Consider the following 20,149-nt stretch of genomic DNA (forward strand, 5'->3'; position numbering starts at 1 on the left):
CCGTCCATCTCTATCGTTTACAATAGAATATAGTGTAACCTGTTGTTATTTTTATTCAGAAAGGAGAATTGTCTTATGCGTCAGCAAAAAATGATTCGTATCGTCGCCATCGTCGTCGTTGCCGCGCTTGTTGTTACTACTTTATTTGCCGGTGTCGGTTCGCTATTCCTGGGTTAGTGCATTCACGGACAAATGGAGTCCAAATTGCTTCAGGAAGTATGGCAGCAATTCAGCAGCCGCATCCTCCACCGTCAAATCCAATCCCGTCAGATCGTTAAAGGAGGTTACGCCGTATTGCTGAATACCGCATGGCACAATACCGGTGAATCCTTCCGAAGCGATACCTGACTTAATATTGAGCGCAAAGCCATGGCTCGTAATAAAGCCCCTCCGACGACGGGCTTTATTAAATTTCACGCCGATTGCCGCAATCTTCTCATCCTTGACCCATACTCCTGTATATTCCGGCTTACGCCCCGCTTCTATACCATATTTTCCGAGCCAATCGATAATGACCTGCTCCAGGCTTCTCAAATAGGCATGAAGATCCAATCCGATCGCATCCAGATACAGGAGCGGATAACCGACCAATTGACCGGGGCCGTGGTATGTAATATCCCCGCCGCGATCGATCTCGAACAGCGAGATGCCCCTCTCCTTCAGCTCATCCTCATCCAGCAGCAAATGCTCGGGATGGCGGTCGGAACCCATCGTATAAGTAGGCAGATGCTGAAGAAGGAGCAGCGTCTCCAGACGCTCCTCCCGGTCAATCTCCTTCACATATGCCTTTTGCAGCTCCCATGCGTCCGCATAGGGGACTGTTCCGATGTATCCGGCAGCCACCGGTCTGGAATCAGTATGTAGTTCTGTTTCCTTCATGATGGATACCCCTTCTCTTAATACAGTTTGCTGTCGAGCGTGAAGCTTTCCAGATTGTCCTTCACCCGTTGCAGGAATCTGCCGCAGATAACGCCGTCCAGGATACGGTGGTCAAGCGACAAGCACAAATTCGCCATCGACCGCACCGCAATCATATCATTAATGACGACTGGACGTTTCACGATGGATTCGAACGTAAGGATCGCGGCTTGCGGATAGTTGATAATCGGATAAGACAAGATGGAGCCGAACGAGCCCGTATTATTAACAGTGAACGTACCGCCCTGCATATCCGACAGCGTCAGCTTTCCTTCGCGTGTCTTGCGGGCAAGCTCGTCGATTTCCTTCGCCAGTCCAGCGACGTTTTTGTGGTCGGCATTTTTGATCACTGGCGTCAATACCGAATCTTCTGTACCGACGGCAAGAGAGATGTTGATATCCCGCTTTACGATGATTTTGTCCACAGCCCAGGTGGAGTTCATAATCGGATAATCCTTGATCGCATTAACAACGGCTTTCAATAGAAATGCCAAATACGTCAAGTTAATGCCTTCGCGCTTCATGAACTCATCCTTCAGCTTGTTCCGCAGAACGACCAGATTCGTCACGTCAACCTCGATCATCGTCCAGGCATGCGGAATCTCGCTTACGCTCTGTCTCATGTTGCGGGCAATCGTATTGCGGATCGGCGTCACATCAATGAAGGTTTCGCCACGTCCAGGCGCGCTGTTTTCGATCTCGATCTTCGGTATACGCGGCGTCTCGGACAAATGAATGCCAGAGGAACGCACCTGTGCTTTTGGATCAATGGTGGCAGCGGCGGAAGGTGCCGCTTGCGGACTCGATGACGTATGAGCGCCCGAAGCGACATACGCGAGCACGTCTTTGCGCGTAATGCGCCCGCCGAGTCCTGTTCCGCTCACGTCGCTCAGACGAACGCCATGTTCGGCTGCCAGCTGCTGCACTGCCGGAGAGAACCGATTGCGCATTGGCGCATCCTCATTGGTCGCCATGGCTGCCTGTCCTGCTGAGGTTGCCGCAGGCTCACTAGCTGCCGTCTGCTGTGCCGAAGGCTCGGCGGACTCTCCCGCCGCTTCCGTCTCGATGATGCAGACCGGCGTCCCGACAGGGACCGTCTCTCCGCTGCCGACCAATATTTTAACCAGCTTGCCTGACACTGTGGAAGGAAGCTCCGCATTTACTTTATCGGTTAATATCTCGCAGATAGGCTCGTAGATATCCACCCAATCTCCCGGCTGCTTCAGCCACTTGTCAATCGTGGCGTTCACAAGCGATTCCGCTAGCTGCGGCACGATAATTTCCGTCAAAGTTTTCATTCAACCAGCTCCTAACTGTCCAAGCCTTAAAGGCCCCGCAATCCTTAATATAATGCCAAATTTTTCATTGCTTCTTTGACTTTGTCCTTATTCAGAAGGAAAAACTTCTCACCCGGAGGATTAATCGGCATAGCCGGTACGTCCGGACCGCAAAGGCGCATAATCGGCGCATCCAGCTCATAAAGCAGCTCTTCCGCGATTATCGCAGATACTTCGGCTCCGACACCGCCTGTTTTGTTATCCTCGTGAATAATCAGTACCTTGCCCGTCTTGCGTACAGCTTCCAGAATGGCTTCCTTATCCAGCGGCTGCAGGGTGCGCAGATCCAGGATATGGGCGCTAATGCCTTCCTGCTGCAGCTCTTCTGCTGCCTGTTCCACAAATCGCAGCGGCATGCTATAGCCGATTACGGTAATATCGTCGCCTTCACGCAGCACATTGGCTTTTCCGATCGGTACGATATAATCCTCTTCAGGCACTTCGCCGTTCACAAGCTTGTAGCACTTCTTGTTCTCGAAGAAGATAACCGGATCTTCGTCGCGCACGGCCGCCTTCAGCAGTCCCTTCGCATCATATGGACGGTAAGGCGCAACGATCTTGAGGCCCGGCGTACCGAAAAACACGGATTCCGGACATTGCGAATGATATAAGCCGCCGAATACGCCCCCGCCGATAGGCGCACGGATGACGATCGGACAGGTCCAGTCGTTATTGGAGCGGTAACGGATCTTGGCCGCTTCGCTTATGATTTGGTTGGTTGCCGGGAACATGAAGTCCGAATACTGCATCTCTGCGATAGGCTTCATGCCATACATCGCCGCACCAATGGCTACTCCGGCTATGGCCGACTCTGCCAGAGGCGTATCCATGGCGCGCAATTCGCCGAACTGCTCGTGCAAGCCTTTGGTCGTCGTAAAGACGCCGCCTTTCACGCCGACGTCCTCGCCAAGCACGAACACATCCTCATCGCGCTCCATCTCTTCCTTCATCGCAAGCCTGATCGCATCAATATAATCCATGACGGCCATTAGCGCAGCCCCCCTTGCTTGTCATCATTCGCATAGACATGAAGCAGCGTCGACTCCGGCGTCGGGAATAGCGCCTTGTCGCCGTATTCCGTCGCATCGTCAAGTTCCTTGCGTATTGCGGCTTGCATCTCGGCTTCCAGGTCTTCATTCCAAATCCCGCAATCGGTCAAATATTGCTTGAACTGCGGAATGCCGTCCTTCGCCCGATGCTCGTCGACTTCTTCCTTCGTCCGATAAGCCAAATCATTGTCCGAGGTGGAATGCGGCGACAAACGGTACATCATCGCTTCAATGAGGGTTGGACCTTCGCCAGCAATGGCGCGCTCACGCGCGTCCTTCACCACGCGGTAGACTTCAAGCGCATCGTTGCCATCTACCCGGAAGCCCGGAAATCCGTAGCCAATTGCCCGGTCCGACACCTTGCCGCCCAATTGCTTGTGGACAGGGACGGAGATAGCGTATTGATTGTTTTCGCACATCAAAATAACCGGCAGCTTATGCACGCCCGCGAAGTTGCAGCCTTCATGGAAATCCCCTTGATTGCTGGAACCTTCGCCGAACGTCACAAAGCTGACGAATGATTTCTTCTTCATCTTGCCCGCCAGTGCAATGCCTACCGCATGCGGAACTTGCGTTGTCACTGGACTGGAGCCGGTCACAATGCGCAGCTTCTTATGTCCGAAGTGACCCGGCATTTGGCGACCGCCGCTGTTCGGATCTTCCGCCTTGGCGAATACCGACAGAAGCAGCTCGCGCAGCGTCATTCCTACCGAAAGAACAAATCCGTAATCACGGTAATACGGCAGGAAATAATCCTCCTCGCGATCCAGCGCGTATGCCGCAGCAACCTGTGCGACCTCCTGGCCGATACCCGATACGTGGAAGTTTATTTTTCCTGCACGCTGCAGCAGCAGCATTCTTTCATCAAATTTTCTTGCCTTAACCATTGTCGTATACATATCGATAGCTTGCTCATCGCTTAAACCCAATTCCAAATGGCGAGCCTTTTGACTTGCTGAAGAGATTCCGGCCATTCAGGCATTCCTCCTTGTTTGCCAGCTATTATAACCTGGTACTAAGACCTTGTCATACTTATTATAACCGCTTTGCGGGCAAAAAGAAATCCGTCTTCCTTAAAACGCGATTGACTTCCCGTCAACCGCCAGCATCGCTTCCCCTAACGCCTCCGCCAAGGTCGGATGCGGATGCACCATAGCGCCCACTTCCCATGGCGCGGCATTCAGCCAGCCGGCCAGCGATGCTTCCGAAATCAAATCCGTCGCATGCGGCCCAATCATGTGGACACCCAGAATATCATTTGTTTTGCGGTCGGCGATTACTTTCACAAACCCTTCTGCTTCGCCCAGCACAATCGCTTTGCCGATCGCTTGGAACGGTACTTTCCCGATCTTGATCTCATGCCCTCTCGTGCGCGCTCCATCTTCCGTCAATCCGTATGACGCAATCTCCGGACTGGAGTAGATGCATCTTGGGATCCAATGATCCGCTAACGAATGCGGCTTCCCTCCGCAAATATGGTCAATCGCATTCAGCCCTTCATGGGATGCTGCATGCGCTAACTGCACGCCTCCGATCACATCGCCAATGGCATAGATATGCGGCTCTGTCGTCTGGCCGAATTCATTCACCTCGATAAAGCCGTCTTTCGTCCGGATATCGGTATTCTCAAGTCCGATTCCTTCAACATTCGCGATACGGCCTACGGAAAGGAGCAGCTTATTCGCCGTCAACTCAACATCGCCATCATGAGTCGATGCTTTAATAGAGATGCCTCCATCTTCCGCTGCGAAACTGGATGTATCCAGCTGAACGCTGGTTAAGACGCGCACGCCACGGCGGCGCAGCGCCCTTGTAAGCTCCCCCGACACTTCCGCGTCTTCGCCCGGCAGCAGTCTTGCGCCAGCTTCTACAAGCGTCACGCTTACGCCAAAGTCCTGCAGCATGGACGCCCATTCGACGCCGATTACGCCGCCACCAACGATTAGAATCGACTCCGGCAGCGCATCCAGCTGCAAGGCATCGTCGCTTGTCAGAATACGGTCGCCGTCAGGCGTCAAACCTGGTAGAGAACGAGGACGGGAGCCCGTCGCAATAATGAGGTTGGTCGAGACTACAGACTCCATCTCTCCATCCGCCAGCTCGACAGCAAGCGAACCGCTCTTCGGAGAGAAAATCGATGGGCCGATCACTCGTCCTTTGCCGCGAAGGATCTCAATCCCATGCTTTTTCATAAGCCCTTGCAGGCCGCGAAATAGCTGGTCGACTGTTGCCGATTTACGAGTCTGCACCTTCCCGAAGTCAAGCGATACCGCTCCTTCGGCTACATCGATGCCATACTGCTCCGATCCCAGCAACGTCCGGTATACCTCTGCGCTCCTCAGCAACGATTTGCTTGGAATGCATCCCTTATGTAAACAAGTGCCGCCCAGCTTGTCCATCTCGATGATGGCTACTTTCTTGCCGGCTTGCGCGGCACGTATCGCCGCTGTATATCCGCCTGGTCCGCCTCCCAGTACGGCAACATCTACTGTTATCGCCATTCCTGTCCCTCCATTAATGTCGTTCTATTATATGCCTGCCCCACTCTAGTATTCATGATAAGCAGGCGATGTCTGGTAGTTCCGCAGTACCATTGTACCCCTTTTTTCCGTTCATTTCACTGACTTGCAGTAAAATAGACACCGTGCGCAGAAAAAGGTATGATAGATACAACCATAAATTCACGACCGTACATAAGCAAGGAGATATCGATCGTATGAAATTAGTTCTTGTACGCTTTATTGCTGTTATTATGCTGGTTATTCCCGGCATTCTGGCCTGTTTCGGATTTCTGAAGATGAAGGATTCGCTGTTTTTCTACTTCTCCGATTTCGGTAACGAAGCTGTTACACCAAGCTTCGATTGGCTTACCTTTCTGCTCGGCCTCGTCATGTTCGCAGCCGGAGCAGGCTTTATCGGCGGTTGGATCTTCTTCCGCGACCGCAAACGCAATTATGTAGCTCCTCGATTCAAACAGAAGCGCCCTCGTCCGCCCAAGCCACAGGCTTAGCGTCGATGGCGCTTCTTTATTTTACAATGCGATGACGATCGCGTCCAATCTTTACATTTTTACAGAGCTCCATTGATTCATTCGTAACGATAGGAGCATACAATGGGTACATCGAGCAAGAAAGCGAGGTGAACCCACTTGAACATCGTATTCGACGTCCTGGTAGATGGCAAGAAGCAAGAGACATTGCGCCCGAATAAGCAGAAACTGCAAGACATCCGAGCTTTCGTAAAAGCGGAAGCAGCTAATCTGATTTCCAAATACGGACGCAACGTCTACTTAAATCGCAGATTTGAATATTAATTCAATCTGCGATTTTTTTATGGGCTGAGCACAAGGACCTTTTGGTTGGAACATACCTGATTTCTCCCATTTGCTTTTGCCTTGTACAGCGCTTCGTCTGCTTGCTCCATCAATTGCTCCCTGTTCGTATACGGGAAGGTTGCAACTCCGATGGATACCGATACATGAAGGCTTGTCCCGTCCGTCAGCTCAAATGAATGCTTGTTCACAGCCTGACGCATCTTCTCCGCAATGCCAAGCGCATGCTCATGCGGTGTATCATACAGTATCACGGAAAACTCCTCCCCGCCATTGCGGGATACTGTATCAAACGCCCTTGCAGTTTCCTTTAATATAAAGCCCATTTGTTTCAACACCACATCACCATTCACATGGCCATACGTATCGTTAACCTTCTTGAAAAAATCAATATCAATCAGCGCAATTGAGAGACATTCGCCCTTGGCCGCTGCAGTATGAAGCAAGGACTGAAATTTGGCGTCGAAGCTACGATTGTTGCTGAGTCCTGTCAAAAAGTCTACGGTTGCTTCCTTTTCGTTCCGTTTGAATTGCACATTCGCTTTATTGAGGAAATCGACCAGATAAGCGGTCAGCAAGCCGCCAATGGACATCATCACGACATAGGACACAATCGGGATAACGGATTGCTCTCCGACATTTATCATAAAGACGAGAGCCGTATACAAATTGCATATCAGGATGGAATACAGCCACTTTTTTCGGTATGAATAAGCTTGATAACATATTGCACCCACTGTGAGTGCAATGAGAATCGTATTGCTTGCCGCAATCACTGTGGATATGGTGACCTCGCCGAAAGCGAACAGCCGCATAGCCAGAATCATAATGGCTGCAACCAATGAAGAATAGACGCCTCCATACATGGCGGCAATAATGATGGCCAGCTGACGGAAATCCAGCAGCGTACCATTCATATGAACCGTGAAGCTCATCAAGAGAATACCGAGCAGTCCAGCCGCAACGCCAACCTTCCATATCATCATGGAAGAGAGTTTCTCCCCCAATTCAACTTTTTTCAATATTAGCTGGTTTGTAAAGAAGAGATAGGCCGTCACAATGGCTAAGTTAGCTACGAGGTCTTCGATGGTATCTACCAGTGTCAAATCTGCCTTCACCTTTCTGCGTATGAGATATCTGTACGATTATAGCACAGATTCCTAAAAAGGTAGCGCAATCGGATTTCCGGTCTAAAATGATAGATTCATCCCATAAGTTACATACAACAATGTAGAGACTTTAGCACAAAAAAAAGCCACTTCTGCATTGGTTAAGAGCAACCAATCCATAAGTGGCTTTTTTTCTTATTCGGTGTTCATGAGTAATGAAACATTACTCAATCTTCATTCTTTCACGAAACCTTATGCTCAATTCTCAGCTTGTCGGCAACCATCGCGATGAATTCGCTATTTGTTGGTTTCGACTTGCTGATGTTGATCGTGTAGCCAAACAGGTGACTAATGGAGTCAATGTTGCCGCGTGTCCAGGCCACTTCGATCGCATGGCGGATTGCGCGTTCAACGCGGGAAGGCGTTGTTTTGAATTTTTCGGCGATAGCCGGATATAGCGTTTTCGTAATGGCGCCCAGAATTTCAATATTGTTGTATACCATCGTAATGGCCTCACGCAAATATTGATATCCTTTAATGTGTGCAGGTACGCCGATTTCATGAATAATGCTCGTAATGTTCGCATCCAGGTTTTTGCCTTTGCCAAGCGGCACAACATTCGACTTGATCGTAGAAGATCCAGTGCTGTAGTTAGCAGAAGTCGAGAATGCTGTATTGCTAACCAGTTGGCGAATACGGTTTGCAAGGATATCCATATCAAACGGCTTCAGTATGTAGTAAGAAGCGCCTAATTGAACGGCCTTTTGCGTGATGTTTTCTTGGCCGAACGCTGTCAGCATAATGATTTTCGGCATGGGGGATAAATTCATTTCTCTCAATCGTTCAAGTACACCTAAGCCATCCAAGTGCGGCATTATAATATCAAGAATAAGAATATCCGGCACGTTCCTGGATTGCTCCAGGTGACGAATAACCTCTTCTCCATTATACGCGACGCCACTTACATGCATATCACTTTGTTCGGATATGTATTCCGATAACAAGTTGGTGAACTCCCTGTTGTCATCTGCTAACAATACTTCGATCTTATGCAAAGTCTAATCCTCCCTTAAATGATATTTATGTGTTGGTCCATTCGCTGTCTGAGTTTAAGTTTTCGACATCCAGAATGGAATTCCTTCTGTCGAAAATCTTTTTTCTTTATTTTTTTATTAGAGTTCGATATAATTAATAATTTATTGCATGAAACGAACAATTTCGGGATCCTTCGACACATACTTGTCGAATTGGGATAAGAAGAAACGTCTTCCGCGAACTTCCATTCGCAGAAGACGTTTTATCACATTAAGCCGATTTATCGTCAAAGCTTCCTGAAGACTTCATCAGAACGCCTGCGTCTTGCAGCATCCACTCAATGAAACATCCGTATCCGGATGACGGATCATTAACGAATACATGTGTTACTGCACCGACCAGCTTCCCGTCTTGAATAATGGGACTGCCCGACATCCCTTGCACGATTCCGCCTGTCTTACTCAGAAGACGTTTGTCCGTAATCTTGATGACCATCCCTTTGGTTGCCGGACCGGCTTGCTTGGATACATGCATGATTTCGATGTTGAACCTCTCCACTTTCTGTCCGTTGACTACAGTCAAAATTTGAGCAGGTCCTTCCTTGACATCTTCAGCGAATGCGACTGGCAATGCCTTGCCGCTGTAGCTGTGGGTAGGAGCTTCATTCATCTTGCCGAATATGCCGAATGGCGTATTGCGTTCGATATTGCCTAGAACCCTGCTTTCCTTCACAAAATGTGCTCTCTTCTCGCCGGGCTCGCCAGTCTGGCTCTTATTGATGGATGTTACGCTGGACTGCAGGATTTGTCCTTCTCCAACTTCAATCGGTGTTTGAGTGTCCATATCCGTTATAACATGTCCCAGCGCTCCATATACGCCTTGATCAGGAGCATAAAAGGTGAGGGTGCCTACGCCCGCAGCAGAATCGCGTATATACAGCCCCAAGCGCCATGCTTTATCGTCTTCATCATAGACGGGACTCAGCTTCGTACGATTAAGCTGTCCTCCGCGCTTGTACGTTACCTCAAGCGGTTGCTTCAGGGCGCCGTACCGCTCACATAGCATACCCACTTTGTGGACTTCGTTCACAGGCGTTCCGTTAATGCTCATGATCAAATCGCCCAGCTTCAATCCGGCGGCTTCACCCGGAGACTGCTTCGCCCCATTGCGGTCCAACACTTGATGATGGCCTACGACGAGAATACCGGCCGATTTGACTTTCACACCAATTGTCTGTCCGCCGGGTATAACGCGAAGATCAGGCACTACATGAACTTTAATCGTTTTGAAAGGAATTTTACCAAATAATTTCACCTTCATGTTGGTCTGACCGCTTTGGCTAGGTTGCAGTGATAGCGGCTCGCTTAACTTAACGGATGTAGAATGTCTGGACATGCCGTTAACTTGAAGCATCTGGGGATCGACCGTGACCTCCGCATGAACGGGAACTCCAACTTGCAGTCGTTTCATTTGGCCAGAGAATAAACGAAGTTCATTCGGAAATGCGGCGAATTGTTGAAACGGGGTGGAGAAACCGATCAGGCAGACGAAGGACACGAGGATCAACCCAAACCATCGTTTCCGAGGATTGGAGTTCAATGATTTCACGCTCCCTGTCATTCCATCGCATGACGATAAAGGTTATGTCGCCATTGGCGTACCTTTAAGTTACCCTGCACCCCAGCTTTTATGTCCGCAAAAACATTCCCTGAAACCCTTCCTTTACGCCCCCTTCAAAGTGTGAGCCAAATCAAGCATTTCCTGTGCATGATGTCTTGTTTTTTCCGTAACTTCCACGCCGCCCAGCATACGCGCCAGCTCGCCGATACGCTCTTGATGAAGCAGCTCCGCCACCGATGTGGAGGTGCGATTATGCTGAATTTGCTTGCGTATCTCGTAATGGTGATCCGACATGCAAGCCACTTGCGGCAAGTGGGTAATCGAGAACACTTGGCATTTTGCCGCGAGTGCAGACATCTTCTCAGCGATCGCTTGCGCCGCACGTCCGCTTACGCCGGTATCGACCTCGTCAAATACAAGCGTTGGAATTTGGTCAATCTCAGCAAAGATGCTCTTAAGCGCCAGCATGATACGCGACATCTCGCCGCCTGAAGCAATCTTGTTCAGAGGCTTTAACGGCTCCCCCGGGTTCGTCGTCAGCATGAAGACCGCTTCATCCATCCCTGTGGCGTTCAGCTTCACCCGATTCTCTTCAACACCATCAGCTGAACGATCCAATTTCACCTGGAATTTCGCCGCAGGCATTTGAAGCTGTTTCAACTCCCCCTCAATCGCATAGGAGAGTCTCTCCGCTGCATGTTGTCGCAATTGAGACAGTTCTTTGGCAAGCTTGACCGCTTGGGTAACAAGTACTTGCTCTTGTTTCTTTAGTTCCTCAAGCAATTCATCACGATTTTCAATTTTGTCGCGCTCAATAATCGTTTGCTTCAGATAAGCCAATATATCAGGTATAGTCTCACCGTATTTGCGTTTTAATCCGTTAATCATATCCAGCCGATCCTCAATCATCGCAAGCGCTTCAGGATCGGATTCAATACCGTCCCGATAATCCCTAAGCTGGAATGCTGCGTCCTCCGCCTGGTAAAAAGCCGATTGAAGCTGCTCAATCAACGGATTGAGAACGGCCTGATCATAGCTTTGAATATCGCTTAGCTTCGTAATAGCCCGGCTAAGCACATCTAGTCCCTTGCCTCCATAGACGAGCGAATATGCTTCGGATACGGCATCCATTCGTTTCTCAGCATACTGCAGCTTGCGGCGATCTTCCTCCAAGGTCTCATCCTCGGAAGGCTTTAAGTTCGCGCTGGAAATTTCTTCGATCTGGAATCGGTACAAATCTAGCATTTGCACATTTTGCCGCGAATGATCCTCTACTTCACGCAATGCATGACGGACACCCACTAATTCGCGATATACCGTTCCATATTGAGCTTTACGGTCAAGGAGGAGGTCCCCGCCGAACAAATCAAGCCATTCCAGATGCTTGTCCGTACGAAGCAAGGACTGATGCTCATGCTGACCGTGAATATTGACGAGATGCTCACCAATGTCCCGAAGCATCGTAATAGTCACCAATTGTCCATTGACCCGGCTGCTGCTTTTCCCATGGGATGACAGCTCCCTGCGGATAACCAGCATCTCTTGCGGATCGTATTGTACGCCCAGTTGCTGTAATTGCTTCCACACAGGGTGCTGCGGGGAAAGATCGAACATGGCTTCCATCTCTGCCTTGTCGCAGCCGTATCTCACCATATCTGCAGAGCCCCGTCCGCCCACAATCAGGCTGAGCGCATCAATCAGAATAGACTTTCCGGCGCCCGTCTCGCCTGTCAGCACATGGAATCCATGATGAAAAGCAACATGAACCTCTTCAATTACAGCCAAATTCTTAATCGATAACTCACGCAGCATGGTTGATATCCTCCCTGTATGGTTTCTTCCTTGTTAGTTCATAACAGCAAGCAGCTGTTCCACAATAGATGCGCTTTGTTCCTTGGTGCGGCAAATAATCAAGATCGTGTCATCACCGCAGATCGTGCCCATGACTTCAGGCCATTCCATATTGTCAATCAAGCCGCCAATTGCGTTCGCTGTTCCCGGCAGGCACTTCAACACCACCAAATTGTCTGTATAATCGATGTGCGTAAAGTGATCCAGCATAGCCCGCTTCAGCTTATGCACCGGATTCTGGCGCTGCTGCTCCATCGGCATCGAATATTTGTACCGACCCTCGCTCAGCGGCACCTTAACCAGCATCAATTCCTTTATATCTCTGGACACAGTCGCTTGCGTAACCTGCATGCCGGATGTCCGTAGCGCTTCTACAAGCTCTTCTTGCGTCTCAATTTCTCCACTCGTAATAATTTCCCTGATTTTGAATTGCCGCATACTCTTCATATGTAAGCATCCTCCGTCAATGTTAGTCGGCTATATCGAATGCAACTTTTCGTATTACGTTTTCTTTGGGATCCACATACAGCACGCCTGCGCAATCGGGCAGCAGCAGTGCATAGATCAGCAGTCTGTCTCTAAGTCCGCTCGCTGTCCAATCCATCGGCATGCGCTCACGGGCCGTCTTCACGATATAAGTCAGATGATCCGACTCCGCAATATAATCGATGTAGATTCTTGTTCCCTTTCCAAGCGGCGCATCATCCAGCTCCACTGGAATCGGGATCACATGCTTGCCGGATACAACCCGGTAGCCGTTCCGCTCCAGAAGCTGCACATGCTCGTCATCATCAGCAATTGCCCCGCCTTTGCCAAGCTTGACCTTATTCATGGTAGCCGGAGCGTGCAGCCAGCGGTAGAATGCCCCGTATAGCCAGATCGCTACCAGCACTCCCGCTATAGCCATAATCAGCCAATCGCCATACTTGTCCATCGTCGCCATACACCTCTTTGCATCGGTATCCATTAAGCGAACGTTTGTTTGTATTAGTGTATCAAATAACAGGCATTCCTGTAAAGCAAAAAGATGCCCAAGCAGTTGACAACTGATCGGCATCCTTCCTGGCTGCATGTTATTTATTTGTTGATCTTGAAGGTATCGTTCGCTTCTTTGACAATACTTCTTAGCCTGTCCGTATCCGGAGCCTCGCCATCCGGTACACCGCTCCAAATCCAGTACGCCAAAAACTCGATGTTGCCTTCTCCCCCCGTTATCGGGGAGAACGTCAAGTCCTGCAGCTTGTACCCGATGGAAGCGGCATGACCAAGCACCGTCTCCAATACATCCAGATGAACGCCGGCGTCCCGTACAACGCCAGATTTGCCCACCTTCTCCCGGCCAGCTTCGAATTGCGGCTTGATTAGGGCAACAATACCTGCTCCCTCCGAGATCAATGTCGCAAGCGTCGGCAAAATCAGCTTCAACGATATAAAGGATACATCAATGCTCGCGAAGGTAGGAGAAGGACCTTCAAGCTGTTCCGGCTGCAAATAGCGGAAGTTCGTCTTCTCCATCACCTTGACCTGCTCATGGCTTCTAAGCGACCAGTCCAGTTGATTAGTCCCCACATCAATGGCATACACATAGGAAGCGCCGTGCTGCAACGCGCAATCGGTGAATCCGCCTGTGGAAGCACCAATGTCGAGCATGACTCGATCCTTCATGTCCAATTGAAAGCAGCGTATCGCCTTCTCCAGCTTTAGCCCGCCGCGGCTGACATAAGGATGGATTGCTCCCTTTACCTTAATGTCAGCCATCCTCGGAACCTTCATGCCGCTCTTATCGACGGGCTCATTGTCCACAAGAACCAGCCCCGCCATAAGTGCTTTCTTAGCTTTCTCTCTGCTGTCATAAAAGCCCCGCTCAACAAGCAAGACATCTATTCGTTCTTTCCCAGTGTTCGTCATAACTCTCCCTAGTTAACCCTTAAGTCTGTCCGGTTACCCGTTTAATTCTGCGCGGAAGCATGGAACGCAGCTCTGCTGCGACATGCTCGGCTGTAAGTCCGACTTCCTCGCGCTGTTGTTGGATGGAGCCGTGTTCAACGAAAATATCCGGAATACCGATAATTTTGACCGGAACGTCGTAGATACCGTGCAACGAATAGAACTCCAGCACGGAGCTTCCAAAGCCACCTTGCTGAGAGCCTTCCTCCAGAACAAGCAGACGCTTGCCGGATTCTGCGAAGGACAGCAGCATGCGCTCATCGAGAGGCTTAATGAATCTGGCATTGACAACGCCTGCGTTAATCCCTTCGCGCTTCAGCAGTTCTGCAGCTTGCTCCGCTACCTCGATCATAGGGCCAAGCGCCAAAATCTCGAATGCGTCGCCTTCACGCAGCGACTCCCAGGTTCCGATCGGAATCGGCGCCGGATCCGCATCAAGCGGAACTCCGATGCCGCTAATGCGCGGATACCGGATTGCGATTGGCCCTTCTTCATACAGAATGGCCGTCTTCATCATCCGTCTAAGCTCGTTCTCATCCTTCGGCATCATAATGACCAAATTAGGCACATGACGCAGGAAAGCGATATCGTACACACCATGATGAGTCTCTCCGTCCGCTCCTACAAAGCCTGCGCGGTCAATCGCAAAGACAACATTCAGGTTTTGGCGGCAAATATCATGAACCACCTGGTCATACGCACGCTGCAGGAACGTCGAGTAGACAGCATACACAGGCTTTAAGCCTTCCATAGCCATTGCGGCGGATAATGTCGCTGCATGCTGCTCCGCGATGCCTACATCAATCATCCGTTTCGGGAATTTCTCTGCGAACTCCATCAGACCAGAGCCGCCCGGCATCGCAGGTGTAATGGCTACGACCCGCTCATCCTCGCTCGCAAGCTGGATCAGCATATCGCCGAACACCTTGGTATACATCGGAGGACCAACAGCTTTCACCATCTGGCCGGATTCAATCTTGTACGGCGAAGCGCCATGCCACTTGTGCGAATCCGCCTCAGCCGGCTTATAGCCCTTGCCTTTAACCGTCAGCACATGGACAAGCACCGGTCCAGGCATGGAATCCGCTTGCTTCATAATCTCCATGAGCCCATGAAGATCATGGCCGTCCACCGGTCCCAGATAAGTCAGACCGAATTGCTCGAACAAAATACCGCTGACGAGCAAATACTTCAAGCTATCCTTGAATCGCTCGGCTGTCTTCGCCAGCTTGCCGCCTATCGCCGGTATTTTGTTCAGCAGCATTTGAAGCTCATCCTTGGCCTTCTGATAATGACGGTCGGTACGGATTTTGCCCAAATAATGATGAAGCGCGCCTACGTTAGGAGCGATGGACATTTCATTGTCATTCAAAATAACCATCATATTGCGTTTCTCATGACCGATATGGTTAAGCGCCTCAAGCGCCATTCCGCCCGTCAATGCGCCGTCGCCGATGACTGCTACTACACGATTGGTACCGCCTCTCAGGTCACGGCCAAGCGCCATGCCCATCGCCGCAGACAACGAAGTGCTGCTATGTCCGGCTTCCCATACGTCATGCTCGCTCTCCGAGCGCTTGACAAAGCCGCAAAGCCCCTTGTACTTGCGGAGCGTGTCGAATTGATCCTTACGGCCGGTAATAATCTTGTGAACGTAAGACTGGTGCCCGACGTCGAATATGAATTTATCATCTGGACTATTGAATAAATAATGCATAGCCAGAGTCAGCTCTACGACACCCAGATTCGGCGCCAGGTGACCTCCGGTAACGGAAAGCTTCTCAATTAGAAATTGCCTGATTTCCTCGGCAAGCTGTTCCAATTGAGCAACTGTCAAAGCCTTCAAATCTTGAGGTCCGTTAATATGATCCAGCAGCACGTTGCTTTCCTCGCTTTCGAAAACAGCAGTTAAGCCGTCCTATGAACGTCTACATTTTACTTATTATAACATACGCCCGATTTGATTCCCAATCTTTCGCCATTTTTCCCGGTATCAGTGATCCCGCTGCACCAGATAATCGGCAATTTGGAGCAATTTGGATGGGTTGGACAGGCCTGCTCTCATCACCGCCGATTTCGCTTCCTCGGTTAGACGGTCTACAAGTGCCTTGCTCTCTTCCATACCAACGAGATAAGGATACGTCACTTTTTGCTGGGTGACATCGCTATTCGTCTTTTTGCCAAGCTTGCTTTCATCGCCGATCAGATCCAATATATCATCTTGAATTTGGAAGGCGAGCCCAATATTGCGGGCATATAGAGTCAACAGTTCCAATTGAGATTCCGTAGCGCCCCCGATGCGAGCGCCGGATTTGACCGAAAAGACGACCAAATCGCTCGTTTTATGCAAATGAATGTATTCTAGTTCCTTCACCGTTGTCAGCCCCTGCTCACCCAGCATATCAGCCACTTGCCCGCCGACCATGCCGGAAGCGCCGGCCAACAAAGAAAGGTCCTCTACGATCGCAAGCGCCACATCGAGCGGCGCGCCTAGGCGAACGGACTGTGGAATGAGGCTGAACGCGTGCGTGAGCAGCGCGTCGCCAGCCAGTATCGCCATAGCTTCGCCGAACACTTTGTGGTTCGTCAGCTTGCCTCGGCGATAATCATCGTTGTCCATAGCAGGCAGATCGTCATGAATAAGCGAATAGGTATGTATATATTCGACCGCGCAAGCGACCGGACGCGCTGCCAGGCGTGCGTCAGGCGAGCCATGAATCGCTTCGGCAGCCGTCATCACAAGTGCAGGCCGAATACGCTTGCCGCCCGCTTCAAGGGAATACATCATAGCCTCGCGAAGCGTTGCGGGAATATCCCACTCCCGTGGAAGAGAAGCTTGCAGAGCAGTCTCCACCTCAGATGCGCATTGCTTCAAATATTCTCGGATATCAACGCTAACGTTCAAGTTTATTCCCCTTTGTCTTCGTTTGCCGCTACAAACGTTTTTTTCTGGAAGCCTTGCTCGGACTCGACAAGAAGCTCGATCTTGCTTTCTACTTGTTCAAGCTTGCCGCCGCATAGCTGCGACAGCCTCATGCCTTCCTGAAACAAATCAATGGCAGTCTCCAGCGGAACGTCGCCGCTCTCAAGCTTAGCCACGATACCTTCCAAACGCACCATAGCTTCCTCGAAGCTTAGCTCTTCCTGTTTCTCAGCTTTCACTTCTCTCGCCTCCTTCAACCGATTCAACACGGCATACTAATCGGCCATTCATTAGCCTCACCTGCACCGCATCGCCGCTTTTTGTCTCGTTGACCGACTTAATCAGCCGTCCTGAATCGCTGTCGTAGACCAAGCTATAGCCTCTTGCCATTACTTTCAGAGGGCTTAAGGCATCCAGCTGACCCATAGCGCCATTCAGCCGCAGTCTGTGTTCTTTCAGCATCGAGGCCACTGACATCTCCAGTCCTCGTGTTACAACCGCAAGCCGCTTGGCCGATTGCTGAACAGTTGCTCCCGGATGCCGAGCAGACAATCTCGCTTGAAGATGAGACAATCTGGCGTCTTCCTTGGACAGTCTCTTATACATTCGCTGCTCGAGCTGCTCCTTCATCCGATCCAGCCGCTGAGCTTGATCCAGCATATAACGGCGGGGATGCAGGAAGAAAGGAGAGCGTCTGATGCGGGCAAGCCGTTCTTTCTCCGTGCTAATCGATCTGTGCATCGCACCAATGAGTCGCTGACTCATGCGTTCCCGCTGTTGCTTAAGCTCTGCAATATGCGGTACGGCAAGCTCGGCTGCGGCAGTCGGAGTCGCTGCCCGCATATCCGCTACAAAGTCGGCAATCGTAAAGTCAGTCTCATGTCCGACGGCGCTAATGACCGGAATTGCCGAAGCGGCAATAGCTCTGGCTACTGACTCTTCATTGAAAGCCCATAGCTCTTCCAACGAGCCTCCGCCGCGACCAACAATTAATACGTCGCAATCACCAAAACGATTCATTGCTTCAATTGCGCCGACAATCGAAGGGGCTGCTCCCTTACCTTGAACCAGGACGGGATATACATACACCGGTATAAACGGATACCTTCGCTGAATGGTCGTAATAATATCTCTCACCGCAGCGCCCGTAGGAGAAGTAATAACACCTATCGCCTTGGGATAGACGGGCAGTTCCCGCTTACGGGAACTGGAAAACAAGCCTTCGCTCTCCAGCTTGCCCTTCAATTGCTCGAAGGCCAGATATAAGCTGCCGATACCGTCAGGCTGCATCGCCATCACATAAAATTGATAGTTGCCGTCCCGTTCGTAGACGGAAATATTGCCGCGCGCCATCACTTTGGCGCCTTCCTTCGGTTTGAACGGAAGACGCACGTTATGAGAGGCGAACATGACACACTTTAAACGGCTGTCGCTATCCTTTAACGTGAAGTACATATGCCCGCTGGAATGGTGGGTGAAGTTCGAAATCTCGCCGCGAAGCCAGACATCGCCAAGCACCAGATCCGTCTCCAGCTTCATCCGAATATATTTATTGATCTCTTTGATGGAATAAACTTTGGGTTCTTTCCCCATTGTCTACACCTCGATTCCGTTAGCCCTTTTTGCAGCGGTAATGGTATTTTTCATTAGCATTGTAATCGTCATCGGACCTACACCGCCCGGAACCGGCGTAATAAAGCCTGCAGTATCCAGACAATCATTATAGTCCACGTCTCCTGCAAGCTTGCCGTCCGGCAGACGATTGATTCCTACATCGATCACAATAGCGCCCGGCTTCACGTAACGGCTATCAATCGCCTTCGCCTTGCCGATGGCTACCACCAGGATATCGGCTTGCTTCGCCAGCTCTTCCATGTTCGCCGTTCTGGAGTGACAGATCGTTACCGTAGCGTTCTCGCGCAGCAGCAGCATAGCTACCGGCTTGCCTACAATATTGCTGCGGCCAATGACAACGGCGTGTTTGCCTGAGAGGTCGACTCCGCTGCGCTTGATCAGTTCAATAACGCCTGCAGGCGTACAAGGAAGCAAGCTATCGTCGCCAATGGTCAAATTGCCAACGCTCTCCGGATGGAATCCGTCTACGTCCTTCTCCACGCTGATCGCGTCGATGATCGCTTTTTCATTGATATGTTTGGGAAGAGGCAATTGCACCAGAATGCCATTAATCGACGCTTGTTCGTTCAAACGGTCAATCAGACTCAAAAGTTCAGCTTCCGAAGCATCTGCCGCGAGGCGATGCACCTCGGAATAGATGCCAAGCTGCTGGCAAGCCTTTTCTTTGGACCCGACATAAACCTTGGATGCCGGGTCATCTCCTACGAGTACGACCGCAAGTCCGGGAATGACATTATTATTTTTCAGAGCCGCAACTTCATCTACCATCTCTATCCGCATTTGGTCTGAAACTTTTTTACCTTCAATAATTTGAGCGCTCATGCTTGTAATCGTCCCCTTCATCTTTATCGTGTCTGATAGAATGAATTACCGAATGCCGCAGGCCTCTCCCATCTCTAAGCCTTCAACTGACTATGCCTTGAGCTCATCGATTTCTTGCAGCAGCTTGCCCAGAACACCGTTGACAAACTTACCCGATTCATCGGTGCCAAAATGCTTGGCAAGCTCAATAGCCTCGTTAATAGCCGCTTTTGGCGGCACATCGCTGCGGAATACCATCTCGTAACAAGCGAGGCGCAATACTTGACGGTCAACTCTGGACAGTCTGTCCACTTGCCAGCCCGTCAGAAATTGCTGTAGCATGCCATCGATTGCTTGTTTTCTTTCCAATACGCCATGCACCAGCTCGCGTGCGAAATCGTCCGTGCTTCCCGCTTCCTTGGGGTCCGCACCAAGCTCATTATCTTCGCGGAGCTCTTCCATCAACATATCGACCGCCTCAGCCGCCGTCACTTCATTCATTTCCATCTGATATAAGCTCGAAATCGCAATTTCCCTAGCCAACCTACGTTTCATGTGACCTCCACATCCGTTCATGCCAAAATATAGTTTGC

At 50.5% G+C, this 20,149-nt stretch carries 21 protein-coding genes; 3 read left to right on the forward strand and 18 right to left on the reverse strand.

Annotated features, from left to right (window positions below):
* The first annotated feature begins 75 nt into the window (after positions 1 to 75).
* Positions 76 to 177, forward strand: coding sequence for a stressosome-associated protein Prli42 (prli42, locus tag AC0YNW_RS14680; protein WP_165867512.1), 102 nt, complete (start codon positions 76 to 78; stop codon positions 175 to 177).
* Here prli42 and lipB read toward each other — a convergent pair.
* The 5 genes from lipB to lpdA form a co-directional block, all read right to left on the reverse strand.
* Positions 163 to 879, reverse strand: coding sequence for a lipoyl(octanoyl) transferase LipB (gene lipB, locus AC0YNW_RS14685; protein ID WP_475832592.1), 717 nt, complete (start codon positions 877 to 879; stop codon positions 163 to 165). The genes prli42 and lipB overlap by 15 nt on opposite strands.
* A gap of 17 nt (positions 880 to 896) precedes the next feature.
* Entirely contained in the window at positions 897 to 2,216 is a 1,320-nt protein-coding gene (locus tag AC0YNW_RS14690) for a dihydrolipoamide acetyltransferase family protein (protein ID WP_475832593.1), read from the reverse strand.
* Positions 2,217 to 2,260: 44 nt separating this feature from the next.
* Positions 2,261 to 3,244, reverse strand: coding sequence for an alpha-ketoacid dehydrogenase subunit beta (locus tag AC0YNW_RS14695; RefSeq protein WP_387473926.1), 984 nt, complete (start codon positions 3,242 to 3,244; stop codon positions 2,261 to 2,263).
* Complete coding sequence (locus tag AC0YNW_RS14700) at positions 3,244 to 4,278, reverse strand: thiamine pyrophosphate-dependent dehydrogenase E1 component subunit alpha (RefSeq protein WP_475832594.1); 1,035 nt, start codon at positions 4,276 to 4,278, stop codon at positions 3,244 to 3,246. The genes AC0YNW_RS14695 and AC0YNW_RS14700 overlap by 1 nt, the downstream gene beginning before the upstream one ends.
* Before the next feature lie 99 nt (positions 4,279 to 4,377).
* Positions 4,378 to 5,805 (reverse strand): dihydrolipoyl dehydrogenase, encoded by a 1,428-nt coding sequence (lpdA, locus tag AC0YNW_RS14705; RefSeq protein ID WP_475832595.1) that lies wholly within the window; start codon positions 5,803 to 5,805, stop codon positions 4,378 to 4,380.
* 215 nt (positions 5,806 to 6,020) lie between these two features.
* On the opposite strand from lpdA, the gene AC0YNW_RS14710 reads away from it, so the two are divergent.
* Entirely contained in the window at positions 6,021 to 6,314 is a 294-nt protein-coding gene (locus AC0YNW_RS14710) for a DUF2627 domain-containing protein (RefSeq protein ID WP_387473932.1), read from the forward strand.
* Positions 6,315 to 6,452: 138 nt separating this feature from the next.
* The gene (locus tag AC0YNW_RS14715) at positions 6,453 to 6,617 is read left to right on the forward strand and encodes a hypothetical protein (RefSeq protein ID WP_387473935.1); all 165 of its coding nucleotides are present in this window, start codon (positions 6,453 to 6,455) and stop codon (positions 6,615 to 6,617) included.
* A 17-nt stretch (positions 6,618 to 6,634) separates the two neighbouring features.
* Here AC0YNW_RS14715 and AC0YNW_RS14720 read toward each other — a convergent pair whose 3' ends face one another.
* The 13 genes from AC0YNW_RS14720 to nusB all read right to left on the reverse strand — a co-directional run bounded on the left by AC0YNW_RS14720 (position 6,635) and on the right by nusB (position 20,111).
* Positions 6,635 to 7,621, reverse strand: coding sequence for a GGDEF domain-containing protein (locus tag AC0YNW_RS14720; protein WP_387473938.1), 987 nt, complete (start codon positions 7,619 to 7,621; stop codon positions 6,635 to 6,637).
* 365 nt (positions 7,622 to 7,986) lie between these two features.
* The gene (spo0A, locus tag AC0YNW_RS14725) at positions 7,987 to 8,799 is read right to left on the reverse strand and encodes a sporulation transcription factor Spo0A (protein ID WP_387473941.1); all 813 of its coding nucleotides are present in this window, start codon (positions 8,797 to 8,799) and stop codon (positions 7,987 to 7,989) included.
* Between the two features lie 250 nt (positions 8,800 to 9,049).
* Positions 9,050 to 10,378: a SpoIVB peptidase gene (gene spoIVB / locus AC0YNW_RS14730; RefSeq protein WP_475832596.1), complete on the reverse strand. Its 1,329-nt coding sequence runs from the start codon at positions 10,376 to 10,378 to the stop codon at positions 9,050 to 9,052.
* Between the two features lie 123 nt (positions 10,379 to 10,501).
* On the reverse strand, positions 10,502 to 12,211 hold the full coding sequence (gene recN, locus AC0YNW_RS14735) for a DNA repair protein RecN (protein WP_475832597.1): 1,710 nt from the start codon (positions 12,209 to 12,211) through the stop codon (positions 10,502 to 10,504).
* 33 nt (positions 12,212 to 12,244) lie between these two features.
* Positions 12,245 to 12,697 (reverse strand): transcriptional regulator AhrC/ArgR, encoded by a 453-nt coding sequence (ahrC, locus tag AC0YNW_RS14740; protein ID WP_387473949.1) that lies wholly within the window; start codon positions 12,695 to 12,697, stop codon positions 12,245 to 12,247.
* Between the two features lie 22 nt (positions 12,698 to 12,719).
* Complete coding sequence (locus AC0YNW_RS14745; RefSeq protein ID WP_387473951.1) at positions 12,720 to 13,184, reverse strand: hypothetical protein; 465 nt, start codon at positions 13,182 to 13,184, stop codon at positions 12,720 to 12,722.
* 143 nt (positions 13,185 to 13,327) lie between these two features.
* Complete coding sequence (locus tag AC0YNW_RS14750; protein WP_475832598.1) at positions 13,328 to 14,158, reverse strand: TlyA family RNA methyltransferase; 831 nt, start codon at positions 14,156 to 14,158, stop codon at positions 13,328 to 13,330.
* Between the two features lie 19 nt (positions 14,159 to 14,177).
* Positions 14,178 to 16,076, reverse strand: a complete 1,899-nt coding sequence (gene dxs, locus AC0YNW_RS14755) for a 1-deoxy-D-xylulose-5-phosphate synthase (protein ID WP_475832599.1) — start codon at positions 16,074 to 16,076, stop codon at positions 14,178 to 14,180.
* Between the two features lie 114 nt (positions 16,077 to 16,190).
* Entirely contained in the window at positions 16,191 to 17,102 is a 912-nt protein-coding gene (locus AC0YNW_RS14760) for a polyprenyl synthetase family protein (RefSeq protein WP_475832600.1), read from the reverse strand.
* A gap of 2 nt (positions 17,103 to 17,104) precedes the next feature.
* The gene (gene xseB, locus AC0YNW_RS14765) at positions 17,105 to 17,359 is read right to left on the reverse strand and encodes an exodeoxyribonuclease VII small subunit (protein WP_387473959.1); all 255 of its coding nucleotides are present in this window, start codon (positions 17,357 to 17,359) and stop codon (positions 17,105 to 17,107) included.
* Complete coding sequence (gene xseA, locus AC0YNW_RS14770; protein ID WP_475832601.1) at positions 17,349 to 18,713, reverse strand: exodeoxyribonuclease VII large subunit; 1,365 nt, start codon at positions 18,711 to 18,713, stop codon at positions 17,349 to 17,351. Before xseA ends, xseB begins: the two co-directional genes overlap by 11 nt.
* A gap of 3 nt (positions 18,714 to 18,716) precedes the next feature.
* A complete protein-coding gene (gene folD / locus AC0YNW_RS14775) occupies positions 18,717 to 19,577 on the reverse strand; it encodes a bifunctional methylenetetrahydrofolate dehydrogenase/methenyltetrahydrofolate cyclohydrolase FolD (protein ID WP_475832602.1) in 861 nt (286 codons plus the stop codon).
* 90 nt (positions 19,578 to 19,667) lie between these two features.
* Positions 19,668 to 20,111 carry a transcription antitermination factor NusB gene (gene nusB / locus AC0YNW_RS14780; protein WP_475832603.1) on the reverse strand — a complete coding sequence of 148 codons (444 nt, stop codon included), beginning with the start codon at positions 20,109 to 20,111 and terminating at the stop codon, positions 19,668 to 19,670.
* Positions 20,112 to 20,149 lie beyond the last annotated feature (38 nt).

This window comes from Paenibacillus sp. J31R120, assembly GCF_056269225.1.

Excerpts from the sequence above, each read along its gene's own strand:
- AC0YNW_RS14710 (WP_387473932.1), top strand. The coding sequence starts at position 6,021 with ATGAAATTAGTTCTTGTACGCTTTATTGCTGTTATTATGCTGGTTATT.
- ahrC (WP_387473949.1), bottom strand. The coding sequence starts at position 12,697 with ATGAAGAGTATGCGGCAATTCAAAATCAGGGAAATTATTACGAGTGGA.
- AC0YNW_RS14720 (WP_387473938.1), bottom strand. The coding sequence starts at position 7,621 with ATGATGATATGGAAGGTTGGCGTTGCGGCTGGACTGCTCGGTATTCTC.
- lpdA (WP_475832595.1), bottom strand. The coding sequence starts at position 5,805 with ATGGCGATAACAGTAGATGTTGCCGTACTGGGAGGCGGACCAGGCGGA.
- AC0YNW_RS14745 (WP_387473951.1), bottom strand. The coding sequence starts at position 13,184 with ATGGACAAGTATGGCGATTGGCTGATTATGGCTATAGCGGGAGTGCTG.
- recN (WP_475832597.1), bottom strand. The coding sequence starts at position 12,211 with ATGCTGCGTGAGTTATCGATTAAGAATTTGGCTGTAATTGAAGAGGTT.
- AC0YNW_RS14700 (WP_475832594.1), bottom strand. The coding sequence starts at position 4,278 with ATGGCCGGAATCTCTTCAGCAAGTCAAAAGGCTCGCCATTTGGAATTG.
- lipB (WP_475832592.1), bottom strand. The coding sequence starts at position 879 with ATGAAGGAAACAGAACTACATACTGATTCCAGACCGGTGGCTGCCGGA.
- AC0YNW_RS14695 (WP_387473926.1), bottom strand. The coding sequence starts at position 3,244 with ATGGCCGTCATGGATTATATTGATGCGATCAGGCTTGCGATGAAGGAA.
- AC0YNW_RS14750 (WP_475832598.1), bottom strand. The coding sequence starts at position 14,158 with ATGACGAACACTGGGAAAGAACGAATAGATGTCTTGCTTGTTGAGCGG.
- xseA (WP_475832601.1), bottom strand. The coding sequence starts at position 18,713 with ATGGGGAAAGAACCCAAAGTTTATTCCATCAAAGAGATCAATAAATAT.
- nusB (WP_475832603.1), bottom strand. The coding sequence starts at position 20,111 with ATGAAACGTAGGTTGGCTAGGGAAATTGCGATTTCGAGCTTATATCAG.
- prli42 (WP_165867512.1), top strand. The coding sequence starts at position 76 with ATGCGTCAGCAAAAAATGATTCGTATCGTCGCCATCGTCGTCGTTGCC.
- AC0YNW_RS14690 (WP_475832593.1), bottom strand. The coding sequence starts at position 2,216 with ATGAAAACTTTGACGGAAATTATCGTGCCGCAGCTAGCGGAATCGCTT.
- folD (WP_475832602.1), bottom strand. The coding sequence starts at position 19,577 with ATGAGCGCTCAAATTATTGAAGGTAAAAAAGTTTCAGACCAAATGCGG.